Annotated in this window: 22 protein-coding genes and 4 pseudogenes; 14 read left to right on the top strand and 12 right to left on the bottom strand. The window is 53.3% G+C overall.

Going from position 1 to position 23,696, the window contains the following annotated elements:
- Positions 1 to 109 precede the first annotated feature (109 nt).
- Positions 110 to 370 (top strand): annotated as a pseudogene (locus KO1_RS27200) (SOS response-associated peptidase family protein); the annotation flags it as partial.
- Positions 340 to 1,115 (top strand): annotated as a pseudogene (locus KO1_RS11610) (IS256 family transposase); the annotation flags it as partial. The pseudogenes KO1_RS27200 and KO1_RS11610, both read left to right, overlap by 31 nt.
- A 180-nt stretch (positions 1,116 to 1,295) precedes the next feature.
- Here KO1_RS11610 and KO1_RS11605 read toward each other — a convergent pair.
- Complete coding sequence (locus tag KO1_RS11605) at positions 1,296 to 1,661, bottom strand: DUF596 domain-containing protein (protein WP_017146051.1); 366 nt, start codon at positions 1,659 to 1,661, stop codon at positions 1,296 to 1,298.
- Between the two features lie 522 nt (positions 1,662 to 2,183).
- A complete protein-coding gene (locus KO1_RS28715; RefSeq protein WP_017146053.1) occupies positions 2,184 to 2,753 on the bottom strand; it encodes a hypothetical protein in 570 nt (189 codons plus the stop codon).
- Here KO1_RS28715 and KO1_RS28975 point away from each other — a divergent pair.
- Positions 2,713 to 2,846: pseudogene (locus KO1_RS28975) on the top strand (IS256 family transposase); the annotation flags it as partial. The gene KO1_RS28715 and the pseudogene KO1_RS28975 overlap by 41 nt on opposite strands.
- Before the next feature lie 180 nt (positions 2,847 to 3,026).
- On the opposite strand, the gene KO1_RS11590 reads toward KO1_RS28975, so the two are convergent.
- Both KO1_RS11590 and KO1_RS27870 read right to left on the bottom strand, forming a co-directional pair.
- A complete protein-coding gene (locus KO1_RS11590; RefSeq protein ID WP_017146054.1) occupies positions 3,027 to 3,332 on the bottom strand; it encodes a DUF596 domain-containing protein in 306 nt (101 codons plus the stop codon).
- Between the two features lie 647 nt (positions 3,333 to 3,979).
- Positions 3,980 to 5,165: pseudogene (locus KO1_RS27870) on the bottom strand (tyrosine-type recombinase/integrase).
- A gap of 176 nt (positions 5,166 to 5,341) precedes the next feature.
- Between KO1_RS27870 and sapC the strand changes: the two are divergent.
- The 10 genes from sapC (at position 5,342) to osmB (ending at position 14,621) form a co-directional block, all read left to right on the top strand.
- Positions 5,342 to 6,232, top strand: a complete 891-nt coding sequence (sapC, locus tag KO1_RS11580) for a putrescine export ABC transporter permease SapC (protein ID WP_004101427.1) — start codon at positions 5,342 to 5,344, stop codon at positions 6,230 to 6,232.
- Positions 6,232 to 7,224 carry a putrescine export ABC transporter ATP-binding protein SapD gene (sapD, locus tag KO1_RS11575; RefSeq protein ID WP_004101425.1) on the top strand — a complete coding sequence of 331 codons (993 nt, stop codon included), beginning with the start codon at positions 6,232 to 6,234 and terminating at the stop codon, positions 7,222 to 7,224. Before sapC ends, sapD begins: the two co-directional genes overlap by 1 nt.
- 1 nt (position 7,225) lies before the next feature.
- The gene (gene sapF / locus KO1_RS11570) at positions 7,226 to 8,035 is read left to right on the top strand and encodes a putrescine export ABC transporter ATP-binding protein SapF (RefSeq protein ID WP_004101423.1); all 810 of its coding nucleotides are present in this window, start codon (positions 7,226 to 7,228) and stop codon (positions 8,033 to 8,035) included.
- An 18-nt stretch (positions 8,036 to 8,053) separates the two neighbouring features.
- On the top strand, positions 8,054 to 8,596 hold the full coding sequence (locus KO1_RS11565) for a HutD/Ves family protein (RefSeq protein ID WP_004112447.1): 543 nt from the start codon (positions 8,054 to 8,056) through the stop codon (positions 8,594 to 8,596).
- A 210-nt stretch (positions 8,597 to 8,806) separates the two neighbouring features.
- Positions 8,807 to 9,595 (top strand): enoyl-ACP reductase FabI, encoded by a 789-nt coding sequence (fabI, locus tag KO1_RS11560; protein WP_004101419.1) that lies wholly within the window; start codon positions 8,807 to 8,809, stop codon positions 9,593 to 9,595.
- A gap of 183 nt (positions 9,596 to 9,778) precedes the next feature.
- Positions 9,779 to 10,927: a carboxymuconolactone decarboxylase family protein gene (locus tag KO1_RS11555; protein ID WP_047719923.1), complete on the top strand. Its 1,149-nt coding sequence runs from the start codon at positions 9,779 to 9,781 to the stop codon at positions 10,925 to 10,927.
- 81 nt (positions 10,928 to 11,008) lie between these two features.
- Positions 11,009 to 12,943: an exoribonuclease II gene (locus KO1_RS11550; protein WP_016808529.1), complete on the top strand. Its 1,935-nt coding sequence runs from the start codon at positions 11,009 to 11,011 to the stop codon at positions 12,941 to 12,943.
- Positions 12,944 to 13,120: 177 nt separating this feature from the next.
- The gene (locus tag KO1_RS11545) at positions 13,121 to 13,303 is read left to right on the top strand and encodes a YciZ family protein (RefSeq protein WP_004101405.1); all 183 of its coding nucleotides are present in this window, start codon (positions 13,121 to 13,123) and stop codon (positions 13,301 to 13,303) included.
- Between the two features lie 72 nt (positions 13,304 to 13,375).
- Positions 13,376 to 14,125, top strand: coding sequence for a DNA-binding transcriptional regulator YciT (gene yciT / locus KO1_RS11540; RefSeq protein ID WP_004101403.1), 750 nt, complete (start codon positions 13,376 to 13,378; stop codon positions 14,123 to 14,125).
- A gap of 277 nt (positions 14,126 to 14,402) precedes the next feature.
- On the top strand, positions 14,403 to 14,621 hold the full coding sequence (gene osmB / locus KO1_RS11535; protein ID WP_004139496.1) for an osmotically-inducible lipoprotein OsmB: 219 nt from the start codon (positions 14,403 to 14,405) through the stop codon (positions 14,619 to 14,621).
- A gap of 111 nt (positions 14,622 to 14,732) precedes the next feature.
- Here osmB and yciH read toward each other — a convergent pair whose 3' ends face one another.
- From yciH to pgpB, 5 genes are all read right to left on the bottom strand, one after another.
- The gene (yciH, locus tag KO1_RS11530) at positions 14,733 to 15,044 is read right to left on the bottom strand and encodes a stress response translation initiation inhibitor YciH (RefSeq protein ID WP_064406928.1); all 312 of its coding nucleotides are present in this window, start codon (positions 15,042 to 15,044) and stop codon (positions 14,733 to 14,735) included.
- Positions 15,044 to 15,781: an orotidine-5'-phosphate decarboxylase gene (gene pyrF, locus KO1_RS11525; protein ID WP_017146059.1), complete on the bottom strand. Its 738-nt coding sequence runs from the start codon at positions 15,779 to 15,781 to the stop codon at positions 15,044 to 15,046. Before pyrF ends, yciH begins: the two co-directional genes overlap by 1 nt.
- A 192-nt stretch (positions 15,782 to 15,973) precedes the next feature.
- A complete protein-coding gene (lapB, locus tag KO1_RS11520; RefSeq protein WP_004101396.1) occupies positions 15,974 to 17,143 on the bottom strand; it encodes a lipopolysaccharide assembly protein LapB in 1,170 nt (389 codons plus the stop codon).
- Between the two features lie 6 nt (positions 17,144 to 17,149).
- On the bottom strand, positions 17,150 to 17,458 hold the full coding sequence (locus KO1_RS11515) for a LapA family protein (protein WP_004101395.1): 309 nt from the start codon (positions 17,456 to 17,458) through the stop codon (positions 17,150 to 17,152).
- Between the two features lie 135 nt (positions 17,459 to 17,593).
- Complete coding sequence (gene pgpB / locus KO1_RS11510) at positions 17,594 to 18,361, bottom strand: phosphatidylglycerophosphatase B (protein WP_004101394.1); 768 nt, start codon at positions 18,359 to 18,361, stop codon at positions 17,594 to 17,596.
- Between the two features lie 162 nt (positions 18,362 to 18,523).
- Here pgpB and ribA point away from each other — a divergent pair, with 162 nt between their 5' ends.
- Positions 18,524 to 19,114: a GTP cyclohydrolase II gene (ribA, locus tag KO1_RS11505; RefSeq protein ID WP_004101393.1), complete on the top strand. Its 591-nt coding sequence runs from the start codon at positions 18,524 to 18,526 to the stop codon at positions 19,112 to 19,114.
- Between the two features lie 63 nt (positions 19,115 to 19,177).
- On the opposite strand, the gene acnA is transcribed toward ribA, so the two are convergent.
- The 3 genes from acnA to cysB all read right to left on the bottom strand — a co-directional run bounded on the left by acnA (position 19,178) and on the right by cysB (position 23,635).
- Positions 19,178 to 21,850, bottom strand: a complete 2,673-nt coding sequence (acnA, locus tag KO1_RS11500) for an aconitate hydratase AcnA (RefSeq protein ID WP_016808523.1) — start codon at positions 21,848 to 21,850, stop codon at positions 19,178 to 19,180.
- A 397-nt stretch (positions 21,851 to 22,247) separates the two neighbouring features.
- Positions 22,248 to 22,415 (bottom strand): YmiA family putative membrane protein, encoded by a 168-nt coding sequence (locus KO1_RS27170; RefSeq protein WP_073971807.1) that lies wholly within the window; start codon positions 22,413 to 22,415, stop codon positions 22,248 to 22,250.
- A gap of 245 nt (positions 22,416 to 22,660) precedes the next feature.
- Positions 22,661 to 23,635: an HTH-type transcriptional regulator CysB gene (cysB, locus tag KO1_RS11495; RefSeq protein WP_004101390.1), complete on the bottom strand. Its 975-nt coding sequence runs from the start codon at positions 23,633 to 23,635 to the stop codon at positions 22,661 to 22,663.
- Between the last annotated feature and the right edge of the window lie 61 nt (positions 23,636 to 23,696).

The raw sequence follows: 23,696 nt of genomic DNA, 5'->3' as shown, positions 1-23,696 counted from the left end.
TTGTTTTTAACGTCCACTCCGGCAGTCATCAGTTATATGGCTGTCGGAGTTACCTTCCTACCTTTTCTCCACACCCTCTATACTTTCACTCTGATGACTGGAGGTAACCATGTGCGGACGCTTTGCTCAATCACAGACACGCGAAGAATACCTGGCTTACCTTGCCGAAGAAGCTGAGCGTGATATCGCCTATGATCCAGAACCATTCGGACGATACAACGTGGCGCCAGTAGCAAAGGTTTTGCTCCTGAGCGAACATGATGAGCAACTGCATATCGATCCTGTCTTCTGGGGTTACGTACCAGGGGGGTGGGATAAACTATCCCTGATAAACGCACGCAAGAAATGTACGACGCCGATGTATCGCCCACGCTGATATCCAAGGTCACCGACGCCGTAAAAGAGCAGGTCACGGGGTGACAAAACCGACAACTGGATGCGCTGTATCCCATTGTTTATATGGACTGCATTGCTGTCAAAGTCCGTCAGAATGGCAGAGTAATCAACAAAGCCGTCTTCCTGGCGCTGGGTATCAACATCGAAGGCCAGAAAGAATTACTGGGTATGTGGTTGGCCGAAAATGAAGGCGCAAAGTTCTGGCTGAGTATGCTGACAGAGCTTAAAAATCACGGTCTTCAGGACATCCTGATTGCCTGCGAGGACGGTCTGAAGGGCTTCCCGGATGCGATAAACAGCGTCTACCCGCAGGCTCACATCCAGCTGTGCATCATCCATATGGTGCGTAACAGCCTGAAATACGTGTCCTGGAAGGACTACAAAGCCCTCACCAGCGGGCTAAAATCTTTATCAGGCCCCGATCGAAGAGGCGGCGCTAATGGCGCTGGATGCGTTCACAGAAGCATGGGAGGCTAAGTATCCCCAAATCAGCAAAAGCTGGCGTGCACAGTGGGAAAACTTGAACACGTTCTTCGGCTACCCACCGGATATCCGCAAGGCCATCTACACCACGAATGCTATAGAATCGCTGGACAGCGTGATCGGGCGGCGATAAAGAAACGTAAAGTATTCCCGACGGATGACTCGGTACGGAAAGTTGTTTATCGGGTGATCAAAAATGCATCAAAAAATGGAGTATACCGATCCAGAACTTATGACTGGCGATGAGTCGTTTTATTATCGAGTTCGGTGACCGCATGAGCGATCACCTTTAATACAGTGGCAGTTACACAGAATTACTGACAGGCTCGTAGAATAGGTACACAGTCTGGATGTAATTGTATGTCATGACATCCGCCCCATCATAAATGACGGGGCGGATGTTAAAACATCATGACCTAAGTCCAATCCTGATAGCCATTTTCGTGAATCCAGACAAGCCCAGCAGGACAAGTATCAGATAAAAACCAATACCCATTAAAAGCGCCACACTCCATCTCTTCAGGAGAATTAGGGAAACTTTCTCTAAACTTAGAGACCTGCTCTTTTATTGTTCCCGTCCAGAACTTGCCACCGTTTCCAAGCTTTACTTTCCCTTCATACATTAAACGCTCAATAAACCAGAGAAATAACTCTTTCTCTTCATCAAATGACAGCGTTATCTTACCTGACAGGCTAGCTGGGTGAATATTTTCCCAAATCGTAACCATTGATGCCCCTTCAAGGGCTTCCTTCCTTTTTTTATATTCATCTTTTGTAATCATATATAATCTCCTATCTAAACTTGAGTTCAAACTTGTTGTCAGCGAGGTTTGAAGCTTTATTTATATCTTTATAGCCGATAATATCAATTGTCCATCGAGCTTTAGACTCTTGCGCACTAGCTGAATAATTTCTCAGATTTATAATTTTCCCGTCATACTTAGCGTAGTACACAACACCTTTTGCGTTTCTCACCTCGATAAGAGGTGTGCTTCCAGCAAGTGATTGTGCATAAGTATAGATATCTTTATCATTAAGTGATTCTGAAGCCAAAACTTTTGTTGTGCCTTTCTTGTTACTTCCTCCATCGCCTAACACTTGCGCTATGGGCTTGCCAAAAATATTAATATTACCATCTGGCTGTGATTTATCGAAAAGCTTGACTAACTGGCTAGTATTAACTTTCTGAATATCACGTACATAATCTGCCGTTTTCGTAGTAAGATTAGCCCCGGAGGCTGTTTCTCCTTTGATAAAGCTGGCAACAGATTGAATATTTAATGTTTTTTTATATTTAGTTCATCCTAGACCTTCACCAACTGCTGCGAAAGCTTCTTCAGGCTATCTTCGGTTTTCCCGATAATCAGCGTACTGGAAGTGGTAATGGCTCCGGTACCGATAAGTGCTTCTGGTGCCACAATATCTGCCGCATAAATACCCGCCTGATTCAGGCAGAGCGCAGGATTTGTTTTACAACCGGCGATAACCAGCCTTGCAGCCAGCACCAGCTCGGGAGCAGCACCAATCAGAGTCATACCACCTGCTGTCAGTGCCATACCCCCACCGCTGGCCGCTGCCACGATAATCGCCGCTTCTCTCCGGGCCTGAACACGCTTCGCCGCCGCCGCATCTCCTTTACTCGCGGCCAGAATATCCCGCTGATTATCCAGGGCATACTGCTGCAGCATATGTTCCGTCATGTTGTAGCGATAGACGTTCTGGGCACTGTCTGCACCGCTGTATACCCCTTCGGGTGTGTGCGTAATGAGTGCCCCGGTCAATGCGCCAATCATACGTGCCGTCTGCTCTTTTGCCTCGTTACTCTTTAAGACTTCCTGCAACCGCAGTATCCGGGCGGCGATAAAGAAACGCAAAGCATTCCCGACGGATGACTCGGTACGGAAAGTTGTTTATCTGGTGATCAAAAATGCATCAAAAAATGGAGTATACCGATCCAGAACTTATGACTGGCGATGAGTCGTTTTATTATCGAGTTCGGTGACCGCATGAGCGATCACCTTTAATACAGTGGCATTTACACAGAATTACTGACAGGCTCGTAGAATAGGTACGCAGTCTGGATGTAATTGTATGTCATGACATCCGCCCTATCATAAATGACGGGGCGGATGTTAAAATATCATGACCTAAGTCCAATCCTGATAGCCATTTTCGTGAATCCAGACAATACCTGCGGGGCAGTTTTCACTTAAAAACCAAAATCCTTCAAATGCATCACAATCCATTTCATCCTCAGTTTTGGGAAATGCCATTTCAAAAACATCGATCTGTTTTTCAATGCTTCCTGGGAGAAATTTTCCATAGCGAGCGAGTTTAATGTCACCATCCTTCAGTAAGCGTGAAATGAACCAGATATATAGAGCTTTTTCTTCCTGATAGGTTAGTTTATAGGCACCATCCACACTCTCTGGGTCAATATTTTTCCATAACATCGTTGTAGAGGCTCCTCGCAATAAATCTTTTCGATCCTGATATTGTTCCTCAGTTAAATATTTCATTTTATTACCCCTATCTAAATTTTACTTCGAATCTGTTTAATGATGTTTTGGATGCTGCTTTAATATCGGAGTTACCAATTTTCGCTGCACAGATAGTGGGAGAACCGTGACGTTCTCGAGTTGGATATGCCGCAGTGCAAAACACTGACCGGTCGGTTCTGCGGGGGGGTGCTTCCGGTAGTGAGGGATCAGGTGTGGAATGGCGGAGTAGGTCGCGCTGCTGTTGCGCCTGTTCCAGTAATGCCTTTTGTTGTTGCTCAATGGCATTCTGGTCCGCAGGGCTCAGGGGCGCTGCCGGGAGGGCTGTTGCAGTGAGACTGGCCAGCAGAAACCCGTATCTGGCAGAGGAAAGACACGACATCAAAAACTCCGTTTTTTGAAATGTTGTGCAATTTAATGCAATGAATTGTTATCACTTGTCCACTATTAATTCATAATTGAACGTAAAATGTGCATTTTTTGATGTGATGTTCTGTGTTCCAGGGAGGAAGAAAATAGGGCTATTTCAGCCATGACAGAGGTTTCAGAGGCGGGTTGATGATAAAGCCGGAATACTCCAGCAGGATCGTCTAAGGTGGGTATTAAACCAGAGGCTGACCAATCAGCTTTTCAAGATGAGTCTGCCATACCCCAAGCCAATGGCGCTGATCATCAAGGTAATCATGCAGGTTATATCTCGCCATGACGCCGGACATATGATGGCCGAGCAATTTTTCTATAACATGTAGCGGCGCGCCGAGCTCGGACAGGCGTGTCGCTATTGTTCTTCTCAGGTCATGGAGCGACCATGTTTTCATTCCCGTTTTGGCGATGATTTGAGCTGAGAATAAGGCAATGTTGGATTGCAGCGGGGGACGATCGTGTTCTGGCCCTTTTTATCGTGACAGTGTCACAACATAATTTGAGACGGATGTTTCTTTTTCTGTCTTCAGCATTTTGACCACCGCTTCAGGTAGCGCCCGCCTTTCTGACTGACCGGTTTTGTAATCACTTGCTGGAATAGTCCAGGTTCCCTCCTGGAAATCAAACCATTCCCATTTAGCCGTTCTTATCTCAGTACTATGGCAACCGGTCATGATTAGAAACGTCATAATCAGCTGCTGCCTGTGCTTCATCTCCGGCAGAGCATTCCATACAGTTTTGATTTCCTCATCACTTAACCAGCGTTCTTTTACCGCAGCAGTCAGCCCGACATCAGCGCGTCTTAAGCTTTCTATAGAGTTTACGTTAATAACCCCTTGGTTGGAGCAGAAACGGAATGTACGCTGCATTAAACCCAGCATCTGCCCTGTCCCCCCCCTTCTTCCCATATCATCAAAAAGGCTTAGCCAGTGTGCCTTTGTTGTCTGGTCAACGATCATGTCGCCGAGCACAGCAGCGATATGATTATTAAAGTCCCGGCGATTAACTTTTATATTGACCAGTCCTTCAGGAAGGCAGTAATACTTTTCCCAGTAGTCGAACGCTTCTTTAACTGTCAGCGCTTCTATTTTTCTGTTTCGCCAGCACCGTTTGCCGTCTCGGATCCAGTCCTTCCGTCAACCACGCCCTGAACTGCTGCCGACACTCTCGCGCATGAGATAGTGATATGGTTGGATAATCGCCAATCGTCAGCTGTACGGCCTTCCCGTTCCATCTGTAACGATAAAAGAATGTTATACTGCCGGAAGTAGACAACCTGACATTCAAGCCGTGAGCGTCTGAAATGACCTCAATTTTGTCTCTTTTTTTGCCAAGAGATTTCCTAAGTTTTGTGTCGGTAGGCAATGTGTACATTCGGGAAGATGATATACACATCAGTGTGCACATTATACGTAAATTGATAACCTTCAAATTAATGCAAAATAAAGAATCTTAAAGCACAAAATGGCAGTAACGTGTTGCTGGTATTGAAGAATTTAAAAAGACATCAATCATGACTAACAAACATAAAACAGGTTCATATGCCCTACGATAGCGTCTATCTGGAGAAGCGCCCGCCGGGTGCGCTGCGCACCGTTTGGCGAAAATTCTATGGCGATACTACCGCTATGATCGGCCTGTACGGCTGCGCGGCGCTGGTGCTACTGTGCGTTTTCGGCAGCTGGTTCGCGCCTTACGGTATCGATCAGCAGTTCCTTGGCTATCAACTGCTGCCGCCGTCATGGTCGCGCTACGGCGAAGTCTCGTTCTTTCTTGGTACCGACGATCTGGGCCGCGACGTTCTTAGCCGCCTGCTGAGCGGCGCGGCGCCAACGGTCGGCGGCGCGTTTGTGGTGACGCTGGGCGCTACCCTACTGGGTCTGGTGCTTGGTGTGATTGCCGGTGCGACCCACGGCCTGCGCTCGGCGGTAATGAACCATATTCTTGATACCCTGCTGTCGATCCCGTCACTGCTGCTGGCCATCATCGTGGTCGCCTTCGCCGGACCTCACCTCAGCCACGCGATGTTCGCCGTCTGGCTGGCGCTTCTGCCGCGCATGGTACGCTCGGTTTACAGCATGGTGCACGACGAGCTGGAAAAAGAGTATGTTATCGCCGCCCGCCTTGACGGAGCGTCAACCCTGAATATTTTATGGTTCGCGGTGTTGCCAAATATTACCTCTGGGCTGGTTACGGAGATCACCCGAGCGCTCTCGATGGCGATTCTGGATATCGCCGCGCTGGGTTTCCTCGACCTCGGCGCTCAGCTACCTTCCCCGGAGTGGGGAGCGATGCTCGGCGACGCGCTGGAGCTGATTTACGTTGCGCCGTGGACGGTGATGCTGCCGGGCGCGGCCATTATGATTAGCGTCCTGCTGGTTAACCTGCTGGGCGACGGGATCCGCCGCGCAATTATCGCCGGGGTGGAATAATGCCGTTACTCGATATCCGAAATTTAACCATTGAATTCAAAACCAACGAAGGTTGGGTGAAAGCCGTCGATCGCGTCAGCCTGACCCTCGCTGAGGGGGAAATTCGCGGCCTGGTCGGAGAATCCGGCTCGGGTAAAAGCTTAATTGCCAAAGCGATTTGCGGCGTCACCAAAGACAACTGGCGGGTGACCGCCGACCGTATGCGTTTCGACGATATCGATCTGCTGCGTCTCTCAGTGCGCGAACGGCGTAAACTGGTGGGCCACAACGTCTCGATGATCTTTCAGGAGCCGCAATCCTGTCTCGATCCTTCCGAACGTATCGGCGAACAACTCACGCAGAATATCCCCGGCTGGACCTTTAAAGGCCGCTGGTGGCAACGTTTTGGCTGGCGCAAGCGGCGCGCCATTGAGCTCTTGCACCGCGTGGGGATTAAAGACCATAAAGATGCGATGCGCAGCTTCCCCTACGAGCTGACGGATGGCGAGTGTCAGAAGGTCATGATCGCCATCGCACTGGCTAACCAGCCGCGGCTGCTGATCGCCGATGAACCGACTAACGCCATGGAGCCGACGACGCAGGCGCAAATCATCCGCCTGCTGACGCGGCTGAACCAAAACAACAACACCACGATTTTGTTGATCAGTCACGATATGCAGATGCTCAGTAAATGGGCGGACAAAATTAACGTCATGTACTGCGGGCAGACGGTGGAAACCGCGCCGAGCGAGGAGCTGGTGACGATTCCTCATCATCCCTATACCCAGGCGCTGATTCGGGCGATTCCCGATTTCGGCAGCGCCATGCCGCACAAAAGTCGGCTCAATACCTTGCCGGGCGCTATTCCGCTGCTCGAACAGCTGCCTATCGGCTGCCGGCTCGGGCCGCGCTGCCCTTACGCCCAGCGTGAATGTATTGAAACGCCCCGGCTGGTGGGCGCGCGCAACCACCTCTATGCCTGTCACTTCCCGCTGAACATGGAGAAAGAGTGAAATGGTCGAAACATTGCTTGAAGTACGCAATCTGAGTAAGACCTTTCGCTACCGCACCGGCTGGTTTCACCGGCAAACGGTAGAGGCGGTTAAGCCGTTAAGCTTTACCCTGCGCGAGCGCCAGACTCTGGCGATTATCGGCGAAAACGGCTCCGGCAAATCGACGCTGGCGAAAATGCTAGCCGGGATGGTCGAACCCAGCACAGGCGAACTGCTGATTGATGACCATCCGCTGGCGTTTGGAGATTTCTCTTTCCGCAGCCAGAAGATTCGCATGATTTTTCAGGATCCGTCGACCTCGCTCAATCCACGGCAGCGAATTTCGCAAATCCTCGATTTCCCTCTGCGTCTCAATACCGACCTCGAACCCGAGGCGCGGCAGAAGCAGATTATCGAAACGTTACGCATGGTTGGTCTGCTGCCGGACCACGTCAGCTATTATCCGCATATGCTGGCACCGGGCCAAAAACAGCGTCTGGGCCTGGCGCGGGCGCTAATCCTGCGCCCGAAAGTGATCGTCTGCGATGAAGCGCTGGCGTCGCTGGATATGTCAATGCGCTCTCAACTGATTAACCTGATGCTGGAGCTGCAGGAAAAACAGGGTATCTCCTACATTTACGTTACCCAGCATTTGGGCATGATGAAGCACATCAGCGATCAGGTGCTGGTGATGCACCAGGGTGAAGTGGTCGAACGCGGCAGCACCGCCGACGTACTGGCCTCTCCGCTGCACGATCTGACAAAACGTCTGATTGCCGGCCATTTCGGCGAGGCGCTGACCGCCGATGCCTGGCGTAAAGACGGTAAATAATCCGAGGCGAAAATTGCGATGATTGTTCCGGTTCAGTTTTCTACCCTGCCGGTCACGCCGTGGAAAAACGGCGGTGGGGAAACGCGTGAAATTGTCAGCGTTGCCTCGCCAGATGCGCCGTTTCTCTGGCGCGCCAGTATCGCTACGCTGGAAAAGGATGGCCCGTTTTCTCCTTTTCCCGGCGTTGACCGGGTCATCACCCTTCTTGAGGGCCAGCCGCTGTGGCTACGGGGCGACAATATTGCTCAGCGCCTGATGCTCTGGCAGCCATGGGCTTTTGCCGGCGAATGGCCTCTTGCCAGCGAAGGCATTAGCGGACGCGGTCTCGATTTCAATATTATGACCCAGCGCGCGCGTGCCGCCTCGCGGGTAAGCGTCGTCGCTGAGCCGCGGCGGCCCGGCGCGGAGGGTATCGCATGGGTTCTGCGGGGCCACTGGCGGATGGCGGATACGATTTACCAGGCCGGCTCGGGGATCTGGTGGCAGAATCAACCGCCCGGCGAGCTGATCCCGCACTCTGAGGACGCCCGGCTTTTACTGGCGGAAATCGAGCGCCGCTAACCCCAGATCGCCGCAATATCAGATGGTATACTCTTGTACGCACGGTAGCCAAAGCGCGCCAGACCGTGGCAAATGGCAGAAAAATATCGTGACACAAGGGGTCGTCAGTGGGATATAATTCCCGGCTAAATTTGAGTTATTTTGAAATAACAACGCTAACCAGATGATTGTTAAAGTAAAAATACGCAATAACGATAAGGATTAAAAGCTATGGGTTTTCTTTCCGGTAAGCGCATTCTGTTGACTGGCCTTGCCAGCAAACTGTCCATCGCCTGGGGCATCGCACAAGCAATGCACCGTGAAGGGGCTGAACTGGCGTTCACCTATCAGAACGAAAAACTGAAAGGTCGTGTGGAAGAATTTGCCGCCGCGCTGGGTTCTAACATTGTCCTGCCGTGCGATGTGGCGGAAGACGAGAGCATCGAGTCTCTGTTCACCGAGCTGGCAAAAGTATGGCCTAAGTTTGACGGTTTCGTACACTCTATCGGCTATGCTCCGGCAGATCAGCTGGACGGCGACTACGTTAATGCGGTTACCCGCGACGGTTTCAAAATCGCTCACGATATCAGCGCCTACAGCTTTGTGGCGATGGCGAAAGCCTGCCGCGGTATGCTGAACCCGGGCTCCGCCCTGCTGACGCTCTCCTACCTGGGCGCAGAGCGCGCCATCCCGAACTACAACGTGATGGGTCTGGCGAAAGCCTCCCTCGAAGCTAACGTCCGCTACATGGCTAACGCCATGGGTCCGGAAGGCGTGCGCGTTAACGCCATCTCTGCCGGTCCAATCCGTACCCTGGCGGCTTCCGGTATCAAAGATTTCCGTAAAATGCTGGCGCACTGCGAAGCGGTCACTCCGATCCGTCGCACCGTCACCACTGAAGACGTGGGTAACAGCGCAGCATTCCTGTGCTCCGACCTGTCTGCCGGCATCTCCGGCGAAGTCGTTCACGTTGACGGCGGCTTCAACATCGCCGCCATGAACGAGCTGGAAATCAAATAAGTTGTTCACCCTCCTTACGTCCGTGAGGAGGGGTCTTTTCTGCATATTTACCCTTCTGTTATTCCAATCCGCTATTTGTTAGCACGTATCAATATTTTCTCCGGCCCCAGGGTTAAGCCAGGATAGTTCCGCATAGCATGACCGCGAAACGGCGGTTTGCCACATACCGAACAAGGAACGCCCATGGAGCAACGCCGCGTTTACGGCAAAAACCACTGGTATCATGAGACCCAGTCAACAATCTGCCCGGTGGATGTATTGCCGCTCGTCCCTGAAGCCGCCCATGTCGAAGATCGTTTTCTCCTCGATCTCACGCTACCTGAAGATCTGCTTAAGGCGCATGCGCGCTGGCTGGCACCCGCCAGACGGCTGGCTGATGCCCTGTTCCCCGCTTCTGTGAGCGTAAATCGTCTACAGACATTTAGCGCCTATGACCGGCTTAGCACGGCGCTGACCGTCGCCCAGGTTTATGGCGTTCAGCGGCTATGCAATCATTACGCAGCCCGCCTGGCGCCGCTTCCCGGCCCGGACTCCTCGCGTGAAAGCAATCGACGCCTGGCGCAAATTACCCAATACGCCCGCCAGCTGGCGAGCTCTCCTTCACTGATCAACGCGCTCTCCCGCAGCCAGCTTGACGAAGTCGGCCTGACCAGTCGCGACATTATTCTTATCAATCAGATTATTGGCTTTATCGGCTTCCAGGCGCGCGCTATCGCCGCCTTTCACGCCGCGCTGGGTTACCCGGTGCGCTGGATCCCCGGGATGCCGCAGCAGGAAGATGCGCCAGAGGCGCTTTTCTTTGCCCGTGAGAGCGACTGGCGGCTCGGACTCGACGACTCAGATTTACGCTATGCCGATGATGAGCGTCAGTCGCTGCTGGCAAAATGGCAAAAGTATCCCGGCCTGTTTGAACTGGCACCGCTGCTGGCGACCCAGGAACCGCCGCTGGATCTGCAGGAACTGCTCCTGAGCCACCTCAGCGATCAGCCGCCGTTCACCGCTCAGGTGGCGCTGATCGCAGCGCGGATTAACGGCAGCATCAGCTGCTTCAATGCCTGGGCCTCGCGATGTCCGGATTTTGCCGATGCTTTACGCGGTATCGTTCCTGACGCGCAGTCGCGCAGAGAAGAGCATGTCATCGAGCACCGGCTTTTACAGTCCATACAGCTTTTAACCCGCTCCCCTGACCGTTTTAGCGCCGCCTACCTAAGCCCATTGACGGAATGCGGGCTTTCCCGCACCGCCGCCATCGATCTTCTCGCCTGGTGCGGGCTATGCGGTTGGATGAATCGTCTGAAAATCGCCCTCGGCAATGGATGTCAGCAGACGTAAAATGCTGAAACAGCGCTTGCTGCGGCAGGCATATTCGCGTAAAAATGTCAGCCGCTCTTTTAGCCACGAAAATAAGAAATTATGTTTCAGGACAACCCGCTGCTAGCGCAGCTTAAACAGCAACTGCATTCCCAGACTCCGCGCGTTGAAGGGGTCGTTAAAGGGACGGAAAAAGGGTTTGGCTTCCTCGAAGTCGACTCTCAGAAAAGCTATTTCATTCCGCCGCCGCAAATGAAAAAAGTCATGCATGGCGATCGTATTATTGCCGTGGTCAATACTGAAAAAGAACGCGAAAGCGCTGAGCCGGAAGAACTGGTTGAGCCGTTCCTGACGCGTTTTGTCGGCAAAGTTCATAAGAAAGACGACCGTCTTTCCATCGTTCCTGACCATCCGCTGCTGAAAGATGCCATTCCCTGCCGCGCTGCTCGCGGCGTAGAGCATGATTTTAAAGAGGGTGACTGGGCCGTTGCCGAAATGCGCCGTCATCCGCTGAAAGGTGACCGCGGTTTCTACGCTGAGCTCACCCAGTACATTACCTTCGGCGACGATCATTTCGCACCATGGTGGGTCACCCTGGCGCGCCATAATCTGGAAAAAGAAGCGCCGGATGGGGTAGCGACCGAGATGCTTGATGAGGGTCTGGAACGCCGCGATTTAACGGCGCTGACTTTCGTGACCATCGACAGCGCCAGCACCGAAGATATGGACGATGCGCTGTACGCCGAGCTGGCCGCTGACGGTAAGCTGCACCTGACCGTCGCCATCGCCGATCCAACCGCCTGGATTGCCGAAGGCAGCAAGCTGGACAATACGGCAAAAATTCGCGCCTTTACCAACTATCTGCCGGGCTTCAACATTCCGATGCTGCCGCGCGAACTCTCTGATGACCTCTGCTCCCTGCGCCCTAACGAAGTTCGTCCGGTTCTGGCCTGCCGTATGATCCTGGCTGCTGACGGGGCCATCGAAGACGATATTCAGTTCTTCGCGGCGACCATCGAATCGAAAGCGAAGCTGGCCTACGATGATGTGTCCGACTGGCTGGAAAATAACGGCGGCTGGCAGCCGGAGAGCGAGATAATCGCGCAGCAAATTAACCTGCTGCACGATGCCTGCCTGCGCCGTAGCGAATGGCGCAAAAACCACGCGCTGGTGTTCAAGGACCGTCCGGATTATCGCTTTGTGCTGGGCGAAAAAGGCGAAGTGCTGGATATCGTTGCCGAACCGCGTCGTATCGCTAATCGCATCGTTGAAGAGTCGATGATTGCCGCCAACATCTGCGCCGCCCGCGTGCTGCGCGATAAGCTCGGTTTCGGCGTGTATAACGTCCATACCGGATTCGATCCGGCCAATACCGAGCAGCTCGCGGCCTTGCTGAAAACCCACGATGTTCACGTTGATCCGGTGGAAGTATTGACGCTGGAGGGCTTCTGCAAGCTGCGTCGCGAACTGGACGCGCAGCCGTCCGGTTTCCTCGACAGCCGTATTCGCCGTTTCCAGTCCTTTGCCGAAATCAGCACCGAGCCGGGCCCGCACTTTGGCCTGGGTCTGGAAGCCTATGCAACCTGGACCTCCCCGATCCGTAAGTACGGCGATATGATCAATCATCGTCTGCTGAAAGCGATTATCAAAGGGGAAACCATCTCTCGTCCGCAGGATGACGTTGCGGTGCAAATGGCGGAACGTCGCCGCCTCAACCGCATGGCGGAGCGCGACGTCGGCGACTGGCTGTACGCCCGTTATCTGAAGCCGCAGGCCGGTACTAATACTCGCTTTGCTGCTGAAATTATCGATGTCAGCCGCGGCGGTATGCGTGTGCGACTGGTTGATAACGGCGCAGTTGCCTTTATCCCGGCCCCATTCCTCCACGCCGTACGCGATGAGCTGGTTTGCAGCCAGGAAAGCGGTACCGTGCAAATTAAAGGCGAGGTCGTGTATAAGGTGACGGATGTTATCGATGTCACGATTGCCGAAGTCCGCATGGAAACCCGTAGCGTGATTGCGCGCCCTGCCGCCTGATAGACTGTTCAATGCGGCTCCCTTACCCGGAGCCGCGTTTTAGCCCTTCCCGTAGGTGTTCCGCGCGTTGTCCGCTAATTATCGTCGATGAGTAAAGTTGTGCGTTTTTTTCGCTTCTCTTTTTCATCCGTTTTTAGCATCATTGATTTTATTCACATTTGTAACCAGGATAACGCCATGTCAGATCTGAATGCTCGCCTGCTCGCCCAACGTATCGATACCGTGCTGGATATTCTGGTTGCCGGGGATTATCACTCCGCGATCCATAACCTCGAAATTCTGAAAGCTGAACTTCAGGCGCTTTCGAACGACGAACAGGAAAACAAACCCGGCCAGCCTAAGGCCCCGTGGGAAATTTGATAATCTACACCGCCGCAATCGGGCATCCTGGCCCGATCGCTCGCCCAAACAGCCCTTAACTGCGAAGTTGCTATGAACGCCCGACAACAAAGTATTTTGCAAATGGTCATCGATAAAGGCCGTATGAGCGTGGCCGATCTCGCGAAAATGACCGGTGTCTCTGAAGTCACCATTCGCCAGGATTTAAACTCATTAGAAAAGCAGAGCTACCTGCGACGTACCCACGGCTTCGCCGTTCCGCTGGACAGCGAAGATGTGGAAACCCGCATGATGACCCATTTCGCCATTAAGCGAGAGCTGGCTGCGCGGGCCGCTACGCTCGTCTCCTCCGGGGAAACGGTATTTATCGAAAACGGCAGCTGCAACGCCCTGCTCGCCCGTACGCTCGCCGAGCGCGGCGATATCACTATCATCACCGTCAGCAGCTATATCGCTCACCTACTGAAAGAGACGCCCGGAGAAGTGATCCTGCTGGGTGGAATCTACCAGAAGCGCAGCGAAAGCATGGTTGGTCCTCTCACGCGGCAGTTTATTCAGCAGGTTCACTTCAGCAAGGCCTTTATCGGCATCGACGGCTGGCAGGCCGAAACCGGATTTACCGGACGAGATATGATGCGCGCCGATGTGGTGAACGCGGTGCTTGAAAAGGGCTGTGAGGCGATTGTGCTGAGCGATAGCTCGAAGTTCAACGTTGTGCACCCATATCCGCTCGGGCCGATCGGCCGATTCAACCGCATTATTACCGACGACAATCTAAACGATGCCGTGCATAACCAGTTAACGCAGTGCGGCTTAACCGTAAATATCGTCAACCATCCCTGATCGTTCTCCCTGCTTTGCCTTTAGTATGCCGGGCCGTACCCGGCATAGCTCTCGTCTGAGACTTATCTGACCGCTGAATTCAGACTTTTTACCTGCCTGAAAAATTTATTGAAAGTAGAATTAATGTTAGCGATATAACAGGAAGTAACTATCACCTGCGTGAATAGAGCAACACCTGCGCAACTAAAGCTTCATGGAATACTCCCCGAGCTGGCGTAACAAGCTATGCTTAAGGGAAGTTGTATCCATGAATAGATTATTCAGGAGAAAAAAAATGATGACTTCAATGAACAAAAAAATGGCCGCTGTGGTTCTGGCCGTCACTGTTGCAATGTCTCTGAGCGCTTGTTCGAACTGGTCTAAACGCGATCGTAATACCGCTATCGGCGCAGGCGCCGGTGCGCTCGGTGGCGCGGTGCTTACCGATGGCAGCACCCTGGGTACCCTGGGCGGCGCGGCAGTCGGCGGTATTATTGGCCACCAGGTAGGTAAATAATTTAACCGCAAGCAATTAGATTAAAGTTTATATTAGCTGACCAGTACACCAGCAAAAAATTGCAGGCCACGATAATTATCGTGGCCTTATTATTGATTAACCGCCAGCCAGCTAAACCTTCATTCCTTTGGCTTCAAGAAGCGTTTTTAGCAGCTCGCGCTTATCGCCCTGAATCTCAATCACACCGTCCTTTACCGACCCACCGCAGCCGCATTTCTTTTTCAGCTCGGCGGCAAGTTTAGCCAGCGCTTCATCATTTTCATCAATCCCACTAATCAGGCAGACGCCCTTACCCTTACGACCGCTTGTCTGCCGCTGGATGCGCACGATACCGTCCCCTTTCGGGCGCGCTTGTACCGGTTTAGGTTCATCAATACGACCGCTGTCCGTTGAGTACACCAGTCGGCTATTGGAATCGCTCATCATGCCTCCTTATTCAACGATGCGTTGATGCTGCGCAGCGTAGCGGCAGGATCGGCAGACTGAGTGACCGGGCGACCAATGACCATATAATCCACGCCAGCTGCCTGCGCCTGCTCCGGCGTCATAATTCGCCGCTGATCGCCGGCGTCGCTGCCTTGTGGACGAATGCCAGGCGTCACCAGCCTGAACGCCTGGCCCCGTTCTTGTTTAAAGCGAACCGCTTCCTGCGCCGAGCAGACCACGCCATCCAGACCGCAGCGCTGGGTCAGCTCCGCCAGCTTCGCGGCGTAGTCGGCTGGAGAAAGCGTAATCCCCAGATCCTGTAGATCGCTGGCTTCCATGCTGGTTAGCACGGTGACGGCAATTAACAGCGGGGCGTCTTTGCCGAAAGGTTGCAAGGCTTCACGTGCGGCGGTCATCATACGCGCCCCCCCGGAAGCGTGAACGTTGACCATCCAGACGCCGAGCTCAGCCGCTGCGGCGACCGCGCGGGCGGTGGTATTCGGAATATCGTGAAATTTTAGATCGAGAAAGACCTCGAAACCGCGCTGATGCAGGTCGCGAACAAACTGCGGCCCCAGTAGAGTAAACATCTCTTTACCCACCTTCAGGCGACAGTCGCGCGGGTCGATACGGTCGACAAACGCCAGCGCTTTATCACGGTTATCATAATCAAGAGCAACGACGACGGGAGAAGATGTGACAACGCGGGAAGAAGATGTAGCAGTAGACGTCATGACCGGACCTTAATTGTTGATGAGCGCCGGTTCGGCGCAAAAAAGGTAAACGGGCAGCATTCTACCTGCGATAAGGCAAAAATAACAGGCTGCATTTCCCTGTCTGCCGGACAATTCGGCTACCGTAGCCGGAGGAGATGATGAAGATAAATCCATTAGTATGTTGTAACTAAAGCGCGCGTTTTTTTAAATTTACTGCCCATCCAGGCCGCGAATTGGCTTAATGGTGGACCACGAGCGGCACGACGGGCAGTGCCAGTACAGCGTATGCGCGGTGAAACCACATTTTTGACAGCGGTAACGCGGCTTGCTGCGGACCTGTTCGCCCACCATCTGGCGCAGAACACCCAGGCTCTGCTTCGCCCGCCCCTCTTCGGCTTCATTAATATGGTAATCGATCAGTTTATGGAATACGCGCATCGTCGGGTGGCGCTCCAGCTGGCGCGTCACATAGTTTTGCGCGGACTCAATTCCTTCTCGCTGCTCAAGGATTTGTGCCAGCATGAGGTCGGCCGTCGCCCCGGTGTTTTCATCCGCGCAGCGGCGTAAAAACGCTTCCCACTCGTCGATTTTCCCCAGCTGCTGGTAACAGGTTTGCAGCATCTCCAGGGTTTCACCGACCAGTTCTTTGTCTTGCTCAATTACCCGTTCCAGGCTCTCGACGGCTTTAGCGTAGTCGCCCTTCTCCATCCACACCCGTCCCATCATGATGGAGACGCGAGCGCTGTTCTTGTCCGCAGCGGCGCCTTTTTTCAGTAGCGCCATGGCCTTATCCAGGTCATTGCCCGCCATTTGCTGCAGCGCCAGCTCGCACCAGAAGTTGGCGATTTCGCCGCGGTGCTTCTCTTTACCGAGCTTAACCAGGCGTTCCGCCACTTCAATCGCCGACTGCCAGTCGCTGGTTGACTGATAAATCTGCAGCAGCTGCTGTAATGCACCAAGGCGAAAATCCGTTTCATCCACCAGCTGTTTAAACATCCCCTCCGCCCGGTCATACAGCCCGGCTGCCATATAATCGCGCCCCAGCTGCTGAACCGCCAGCAGGCGCTGATCGTAAGTTAACGAGGCGCTTTCCATTAAGCTCTGGTGAATGCGGATAGCGCGGTCAACTTCGCCGCGCGAGCGAAACAGATTGCCCAGCGTAAGGTGGGCTTCGACGGTGCCGGTATCCTCTTTCAGCATATCGAGGAACAGATCGACGGCTTTATCCTGCTGATTGCTCAGCAGGAAGTTAACCCCTGTAACGTAGTCACGCGACAGACGGCTCGCATCGTCCTGTTTGGACTGTTGTGCACTTCTGCGCCCCATATACCAGCCATATGCTGCGGCAACGGGCAAAAGCAGAAACAACAACTCCAGCATAAATGATTATTCCTTCACCGCAGGAACACCGGCTTCAGCGGGCGCAGCGCCGGCTGGCGCAATCTGATGCTCCAGACGCTTAATTTTGCGCTCGGCACGCGCCAGAGAGACGCGGACGCGCAGCCAGAAAAGGCCGCAAATCAACCAACCGATGGCAAAACCGGCAGCAAAAAGCACGGCCAGCAACGTTGAGATACGGAATTCACCCTGCGCGAGCAAATAGTTGAACGTGACCACCTGGTCATTCTGCGCTCCCAGCGTCACTGAAATGACGAAGATTGCTAACACCAATAAGAAAATTAGAAAATATTTCACATGACTTCCCGTTATGTGGGTTGCGCGTAAGAATCCCGCGTTCAGCCCTATAAAGTATCATTTTCGCCGCAGCGGTGAAATGGAAATGCATGACGCCAGTACAGGATATGCGGCCTGAAGCTGGCAATATCAACACTATTCCGGCGCTGCCGCCCTTTTTTTAATATCCTGCGCCTCTTCACCCGGCGGCGATAGCGGACCGCAGAACCGCTGGGCAAGCCAGGTCGCCAGGGTCACCAGCAGCCAGGAAATGAGCGTCGCGACGATCAGGTCCTGCGGCCAGTGCATGCCCAGCGCCAGGCGGCTCCCCATCACCGCTACGGCCCACGTCAGCAGCAGCGCCATGGTTACCCAACGACGCCGGGGCCACAGCAGACCTACGCCAAGCAGCGCCCAGCTGGCAGCAAACATGGTGTGACCAGAAGGGAAAGCGAAGCCGGTCTCTTTTTGCCAGTGCTTACGCAAAAAGTGCGGAATTTGCTGCTCCTGGGCCAGCTGCTCATGCACCAGTTTAGCGCGTTCTTTGCGTTTCAAGGTGTAGAATTGGGTGACCGGCACCTGCCGGGCCTGTTCCAGCCAGATGACAAAGGGGCGAGGCTCCTGAACGCGGTCTTTAATCCACGACTTCATACCCTGACCCAGCAGGATCGCGGCGCCCAGAATCAGGAACAGGACTACCGCGGCGCGCAGACGAAATCGCAGACACCACAGGAACCAGGCGCATAAAATAACGTGCGTGATGATGCCCCAGGGTTGCGTCACCGTCTCGGTCACCCAGTACAGCAGCTTCATCATGCCTGCCGACAGTTCCGGATGCCATTTCCAGCCGGAAATCCACACCACAGCAGGCATGATCAATAGCAGGGCCGCGCCAACGGCGGTTCGTCTGGCAATCAACAGCATTTCATCTCCTTATTCTTTGACCTCAATATCATAACGGAAAGTAGTTCGTTTGTGCGCTTTGCGCGCAGGTAACCGTACGCAATTAGGAGAACGTCGCGCCGTTGTGGCAAAATAGCGGCAAACAGAAGCACAGTCAGGTGCTGATAGAATCTGGAGAATCACATGCAGCTTAAACGTGTGGCAGAAGCCAAACTGCCAACCCCATGGGGCGATTTTCTCATGGTGGGTTTTGAAGAACTGGCAACCGGGCAGGATCACGTCGCGCTGGTTTTCGGCGATATTTCGGGGCAATCCCCGGTGCTGGCCCGCGTACACTCTGAGTGTCTCACGGGCGATGCCCTTTTTAGCCTGCGCTGTGATTGCGGATTTCAGCTGGAAGCGGCGCTGTCGCATATTGCCGAAGAGGGGCGCGGTATCCTGCTGTATCACCGGCAGGAAGGGCGCAATATCGGCCTGCTGAATAAAATTCGCGCTTACGCTTTACAGGATCAAGGCTATGACACCGTCGAGGCTAATCATCAGCTGGGCTTTGCCGCCGATGAGCGTGATTTTACCCTGTGCGCGGATATGTTTAAGCTGCTCAACGTTGAACAGGTGCGTCTGTTGACCAACAATCCGAAGAAGGTTGAGATCCTTACCGAAGCCGGAATCAACATTGTCGAACGCGTGCCGCTGATCGTGGGCCGCAACCCGAAAAATGCCCACTATCTCGATACCAAGGCGGCGAAAATGGGCCACCTGCTGAGTAAATAATCCGCCGCATTAATAAGAAAAGGGCCAGAGCATATGCTGGCCCTTTTTATATCAGACGCAGGTTTAGAGCATATTGCGGATCACATAGTGCAAAATACCGTCGTTCTGATAGTAGGTCAGCTCAGTCGCGGTATCGATACGGCAGCGGCACTCAATGACCTCCTGACTACCGTCCGCGCGGGTGAGCTTGACCGGTACCGTCATACCTGGCTGTAGAGCCTGCAGGTTGCTGATATCAATCCGCTCCTCGCCGTTCAGCCCCAGCGTTTTGCGCGTTACCCCTTGCGGAAACTCCAGCGGCAGAATCCCCATACCAATCAGGTTGGAGCGGTGGATACGCTCGAATGACTCGGCAATCACCACCCTGACGCCCAGCAAACGCGGGCCTTTAGCCGCCCAGTCGCGGCTGGAGCCGGAACCGTACTCTTTGCCGGCAATGACCGCCAGCGGCGTGCCCTCCGCTTTATAGAGCATTGCAGCATCGTAGATAGCAATAGGCTGGCTATCCGGAAGATGGCGGGTCATTCCCCCTTCCACGCCGGGCACCATTTCGTTACGTATACGGATGTTGGCAAAGGTGCCGCGCATCATCACCTCATGGTTGCCGCGACGTGAGCCGTAGGAGTTAAAGTCGATGCGTTCGACGCCGTGATTCTGCAGATAACGCCCCGCAGGACTGTCGGCTTTAATGCTGCCCGCCGGTGAGATGTGGTCGGTGGTAACCGAGTCGCCCAGCATGGCCAGAATGCGCGCGCCATGAATATCCTCCACCGGTTCAGGTTCAACGCCCATTTCATCAAAGAAGGGCGACAGACGAATATAGGTCGAATCATCCTGCCAGTCGTAGGTATCAGAGCGATCCACTTTAATCGCCTTCCACTCGGCGGTCCCTTCAAATACTTCAGCGTACTCTTTGCGGAACATCTCCGTTGAGACCTGCTCAACCGCCTGGGCCACTTCGCTGCCGCTCGGCCAGATATCTTTCAGATACACCGGCTGACCCTCTTTACCGGTCCCTAATGGTTCACGCGTCAGGTCAAGATTCATATTACCCGCCAGAGCGTAGGCGACCACCAGCGGCGGTGAAGCCAGCCAGTTAGTTTTTACCAGCGGATGAATACGTCCTTCAAAGTTACGGTTGCCGGAAAGCACGGCCCCGACGGTCAGATCGCCCTGCTTGATTGCCCGCTCAATGGGATCCGGCAGCGGCCCAGAGTTACCGATACAGGTGGTACAGCCGTAACCGACCAGGTTAAATCCCAGCTCATCCAGATAGGGCGTCAGCTTTGCATGGGCCAGATAGTCGGAAACCACCTTCGATCCCGGCGCCAGCGATGCTTTAACCCACGGCTGCGGTTTGAGGCCCAGCTCGACAGCTTTCCTCGCCAGCAAGCCAGCGGCCATGAGCACGCTGGGGTTGGAAGTATTCGTACAGGAGGTGATCGCGGCAATCACCACCGCCCCGTCCGGTAGCGAGTACTGCTGCCCGTTTAAGGTATAGTCGATTGGTCGTTTATCTTTCTGCGCGTGGTTCACCTCCAGTTCGGTGCTGGCAGCAAAGGCATGAGGCACATCGCCGAGAGCCACGCGATCCTGGGGACGCTTCGGCCCTGCCAGACTGGCTTCGACGCTACCCATATCCAGCGCCAGCGTACTGGTGAAGACCGGTTCATCTCCGGGCTGACGCCACATCCCCTGGGCTTTCGCATAGGCTTCCACCAGCGCCACCTGCTCTTCACTGCGCCCGGTCAGGCGCATATAGTCAAGCGTGACCGCATCAATCGGGAAGAAGCCGCAGGTTGCGCCATACTCCGGCGACATATTAGCGATAGTCGCACGGTCCGCCAGCGGCAGGGAATCGAGGCCATCGCCGTAGAATTCAACAAACTTACCTACTACGCCATGTTTACGCAGCATCTGAGTGACCGTCAGGACCAGGTCCGTCGCGGTGATACCTTCACGTAGCTTGCCGGTCAGCTTAAAGCCGACAACGTCCGGTATCAGCATGGATACCGGCTGTCCAAGCATGGCGGCTTCCGCTTCGATACCGCCCACGCCCCAGCCGAGTACGCCTAAACCGTTAATCATTGTGGTATGTGAATCGGTACCGACCAGCGTGTCCGGGAAGGCTACCCACTCGCCGTTTTGCTGTTCGCCCCATACCGCCCGACCGAGATATTCCAGGTTAACCTGGTGGCAAATTCCGGTGCCCGGCGGCACCACGCTGAAGCGGCTGAAAGCCTGTTGTCCCCAGCGTAAGAAGACATAGCGCTCATGGTTACGCTCCATCTCAAGCCGGACGTTTTCTTCAAAAGCATCATCATCACCGAAACGGTCTACCGTAACCGAATGGTCAATGACCAGGTCGACAGGAGAAAGCGGGTTCACTTTGGCGGTGTCGCCTCCCAGGCGTTTTACCGCTTCGCGCATCGCCGCCAGATCGACGACGGCGGGAACACCGGTGAAGTCCTGCATCAGAACGCGCGCTGGACGGTAGGCAATTTCCCGGTCGGCATGGGCATGCTGCAGCCATCCGGCAAGGGCATGAATATCTTCGGCGGTGACGGAATCACCGTCCTGCCAGCGCAGCAGGTTTTCCAGTAGCACTTTAAGTGATTTGGGCAAGCGCGAGAGATCGCCCAGTTCTTTGGCGGCCAGCGGTAAGCTGTAGTAATGCCAGGTTTTATCTTTAACCTGAAGCGTATCCTTGCTGGCTGCTCGTAGGGTTGACGACATAGCTCCTCCTTTACCTTAGGGATAGCATCCCCTGATCCTCCTCAGGGTCATTATTAAAGATAACACATCTTTGATGTAACACTTTGATAACAACTCAAATTGCTAAAATAGGTTAAGCGGATTAAGACAGGAAATTTGAATAATAGAGGGTGGTAATATTGAGAAGCATTGAAGAAGGTGCGTTTACTTCAACAACCAAGGTGTATTAGTACGCGAGTACAAAGAAGGACTAATCGTCATTATTTTGCCGATTAGTCCAATAGAGAAAATTTATTGAGCGAATCTAAAAAGAGAAAGATTATATCCTCCTTATTGCCGCTATTTTTATCAGATGGAAATTATTCTCAATATTTCACTTGTCATAAAACTGACACAACCATTTTGACTGGCAGGTGCTCTAGCTTAGAAACCAAACGTTGCAGATAACCAGAGCAAGGACGCTCCAGAACATCGCAAGCCCAAGGATAACGGCGCTCCAGGCCTTACTTCTCAAAACCGGATCTATCTCAGTCTTGTCACGTTCCTGTGACATCGTAAACTTCATATAATCGATATCACTAATCATTTTTTCACCACCAATCGCTAAGAATTGCTAACCACAGATAAATCTTAATTATGGATGCGCTATTAATCCAGCGAATTCGCTTCCCGGCAGATATCTTTAATCATTATTTTGATCGCGACAGGTATATTTGCAAATCTGGTATGAGGAGTTAACGAAAATTGTGATTCAGACAACGTTTAGATATTCAAATTCAGGTCATTATAGGTTTTGGCATCCCCGTGAGGATGCCATCATTTTTTCTGCGGTTATTTTTCCGGTAACTTAATATCTTTGAACATGGCCTCAATATCTTCATTTGAGCGCAGAGCGACCGCGGTATCGACCACGTCTCGGGTCAGATGCGGTGCAAATCGTTGAATAAAATCATACATATAGCTTCGTAAGAAGGTGCTGCGCCGGAAGCCTATTTTGGTGGTGCTGTGGCTGAATATATCGTTGGCGTCCAGCTTGACCAGGTCCGGATCGGAAACCGGGTCGACCGCCATACTGGCTATTACCCCTACCCCAAGCCCCAGGCGGACATAGGTTTTAATCACATCGGCGTCAGTCGCGGTAAACACGATGCGCGGGGTTAAACCGGCGCGATTAAAGGCGGTATCCAGTTCAGAACGACCGGTGAAACCGAAGGTGTAGGTCACCAATGGGTACTGCGCCAGCTCTTCAATCGATACCGACTCTCGCGACGCCAGCGGATGTTCAGGCGTCACGACCACGGAACGGTTCCAGTGATAGCACGGCAGCATGACCAAATCATCATAGAGATGAAGCGCTTCCGTAGCGATAGCGAAGTCGGCATTGCCTTTCGACACCGCCTCGGCGATTTGCGTTGGCGAGCCCTGATGCATGTGCAGCGAGACGCGGGGATAGCGTTCGATAAAACCTTTGATAACCCCCGGCAGCGCGTAGCGCGCCTGGGTATGCGTGGTCGCCACGTACAGCGAACCTTTGTCAGGCCAGGTGTGCTCTCCGGCCACCGATTTAATCGCATCCACCTTCGACAGTACTTCGCGAGCGATGCGGATGATCTCCTGGCCCGCAGGAGTAACCTGGGTCAGATGTTTGCCGCTGCGGGCGAAAATCTGAATTCCCAGCTCATCTTCCAGCATGCGAACCTGCTTGCTGATGCCCGGCTGTGAGGTATACAGACCTTCGGCAGTAGAGGAGACGTTCAGATTATGGTTAACAACCTCAACGATATAGCGGAGCTGCTGTAGTTTCATGGCTGATATCCGATAGCGCGTAAAATGAACCCGCTTAATACATTTTACGTTCAGGCGACGA

Origin of the sequence: Klebsiella oxytoca NBRC 105695 (assembly GCF_001598695.1) — a bacterium.
In the GTDB taxonomy this organism is placed as follows: Bacteria; Pseudomonadota; Gammaproteobacteria; order Enterobacterales; family Enterobacteriaceae; genus Klebsiella; species Klebsiella oxytoca.
Note: the sequence above shows the minus strand (reverse complement) of the source record. Positions and strands in the feature narration are given on the sequence as shown.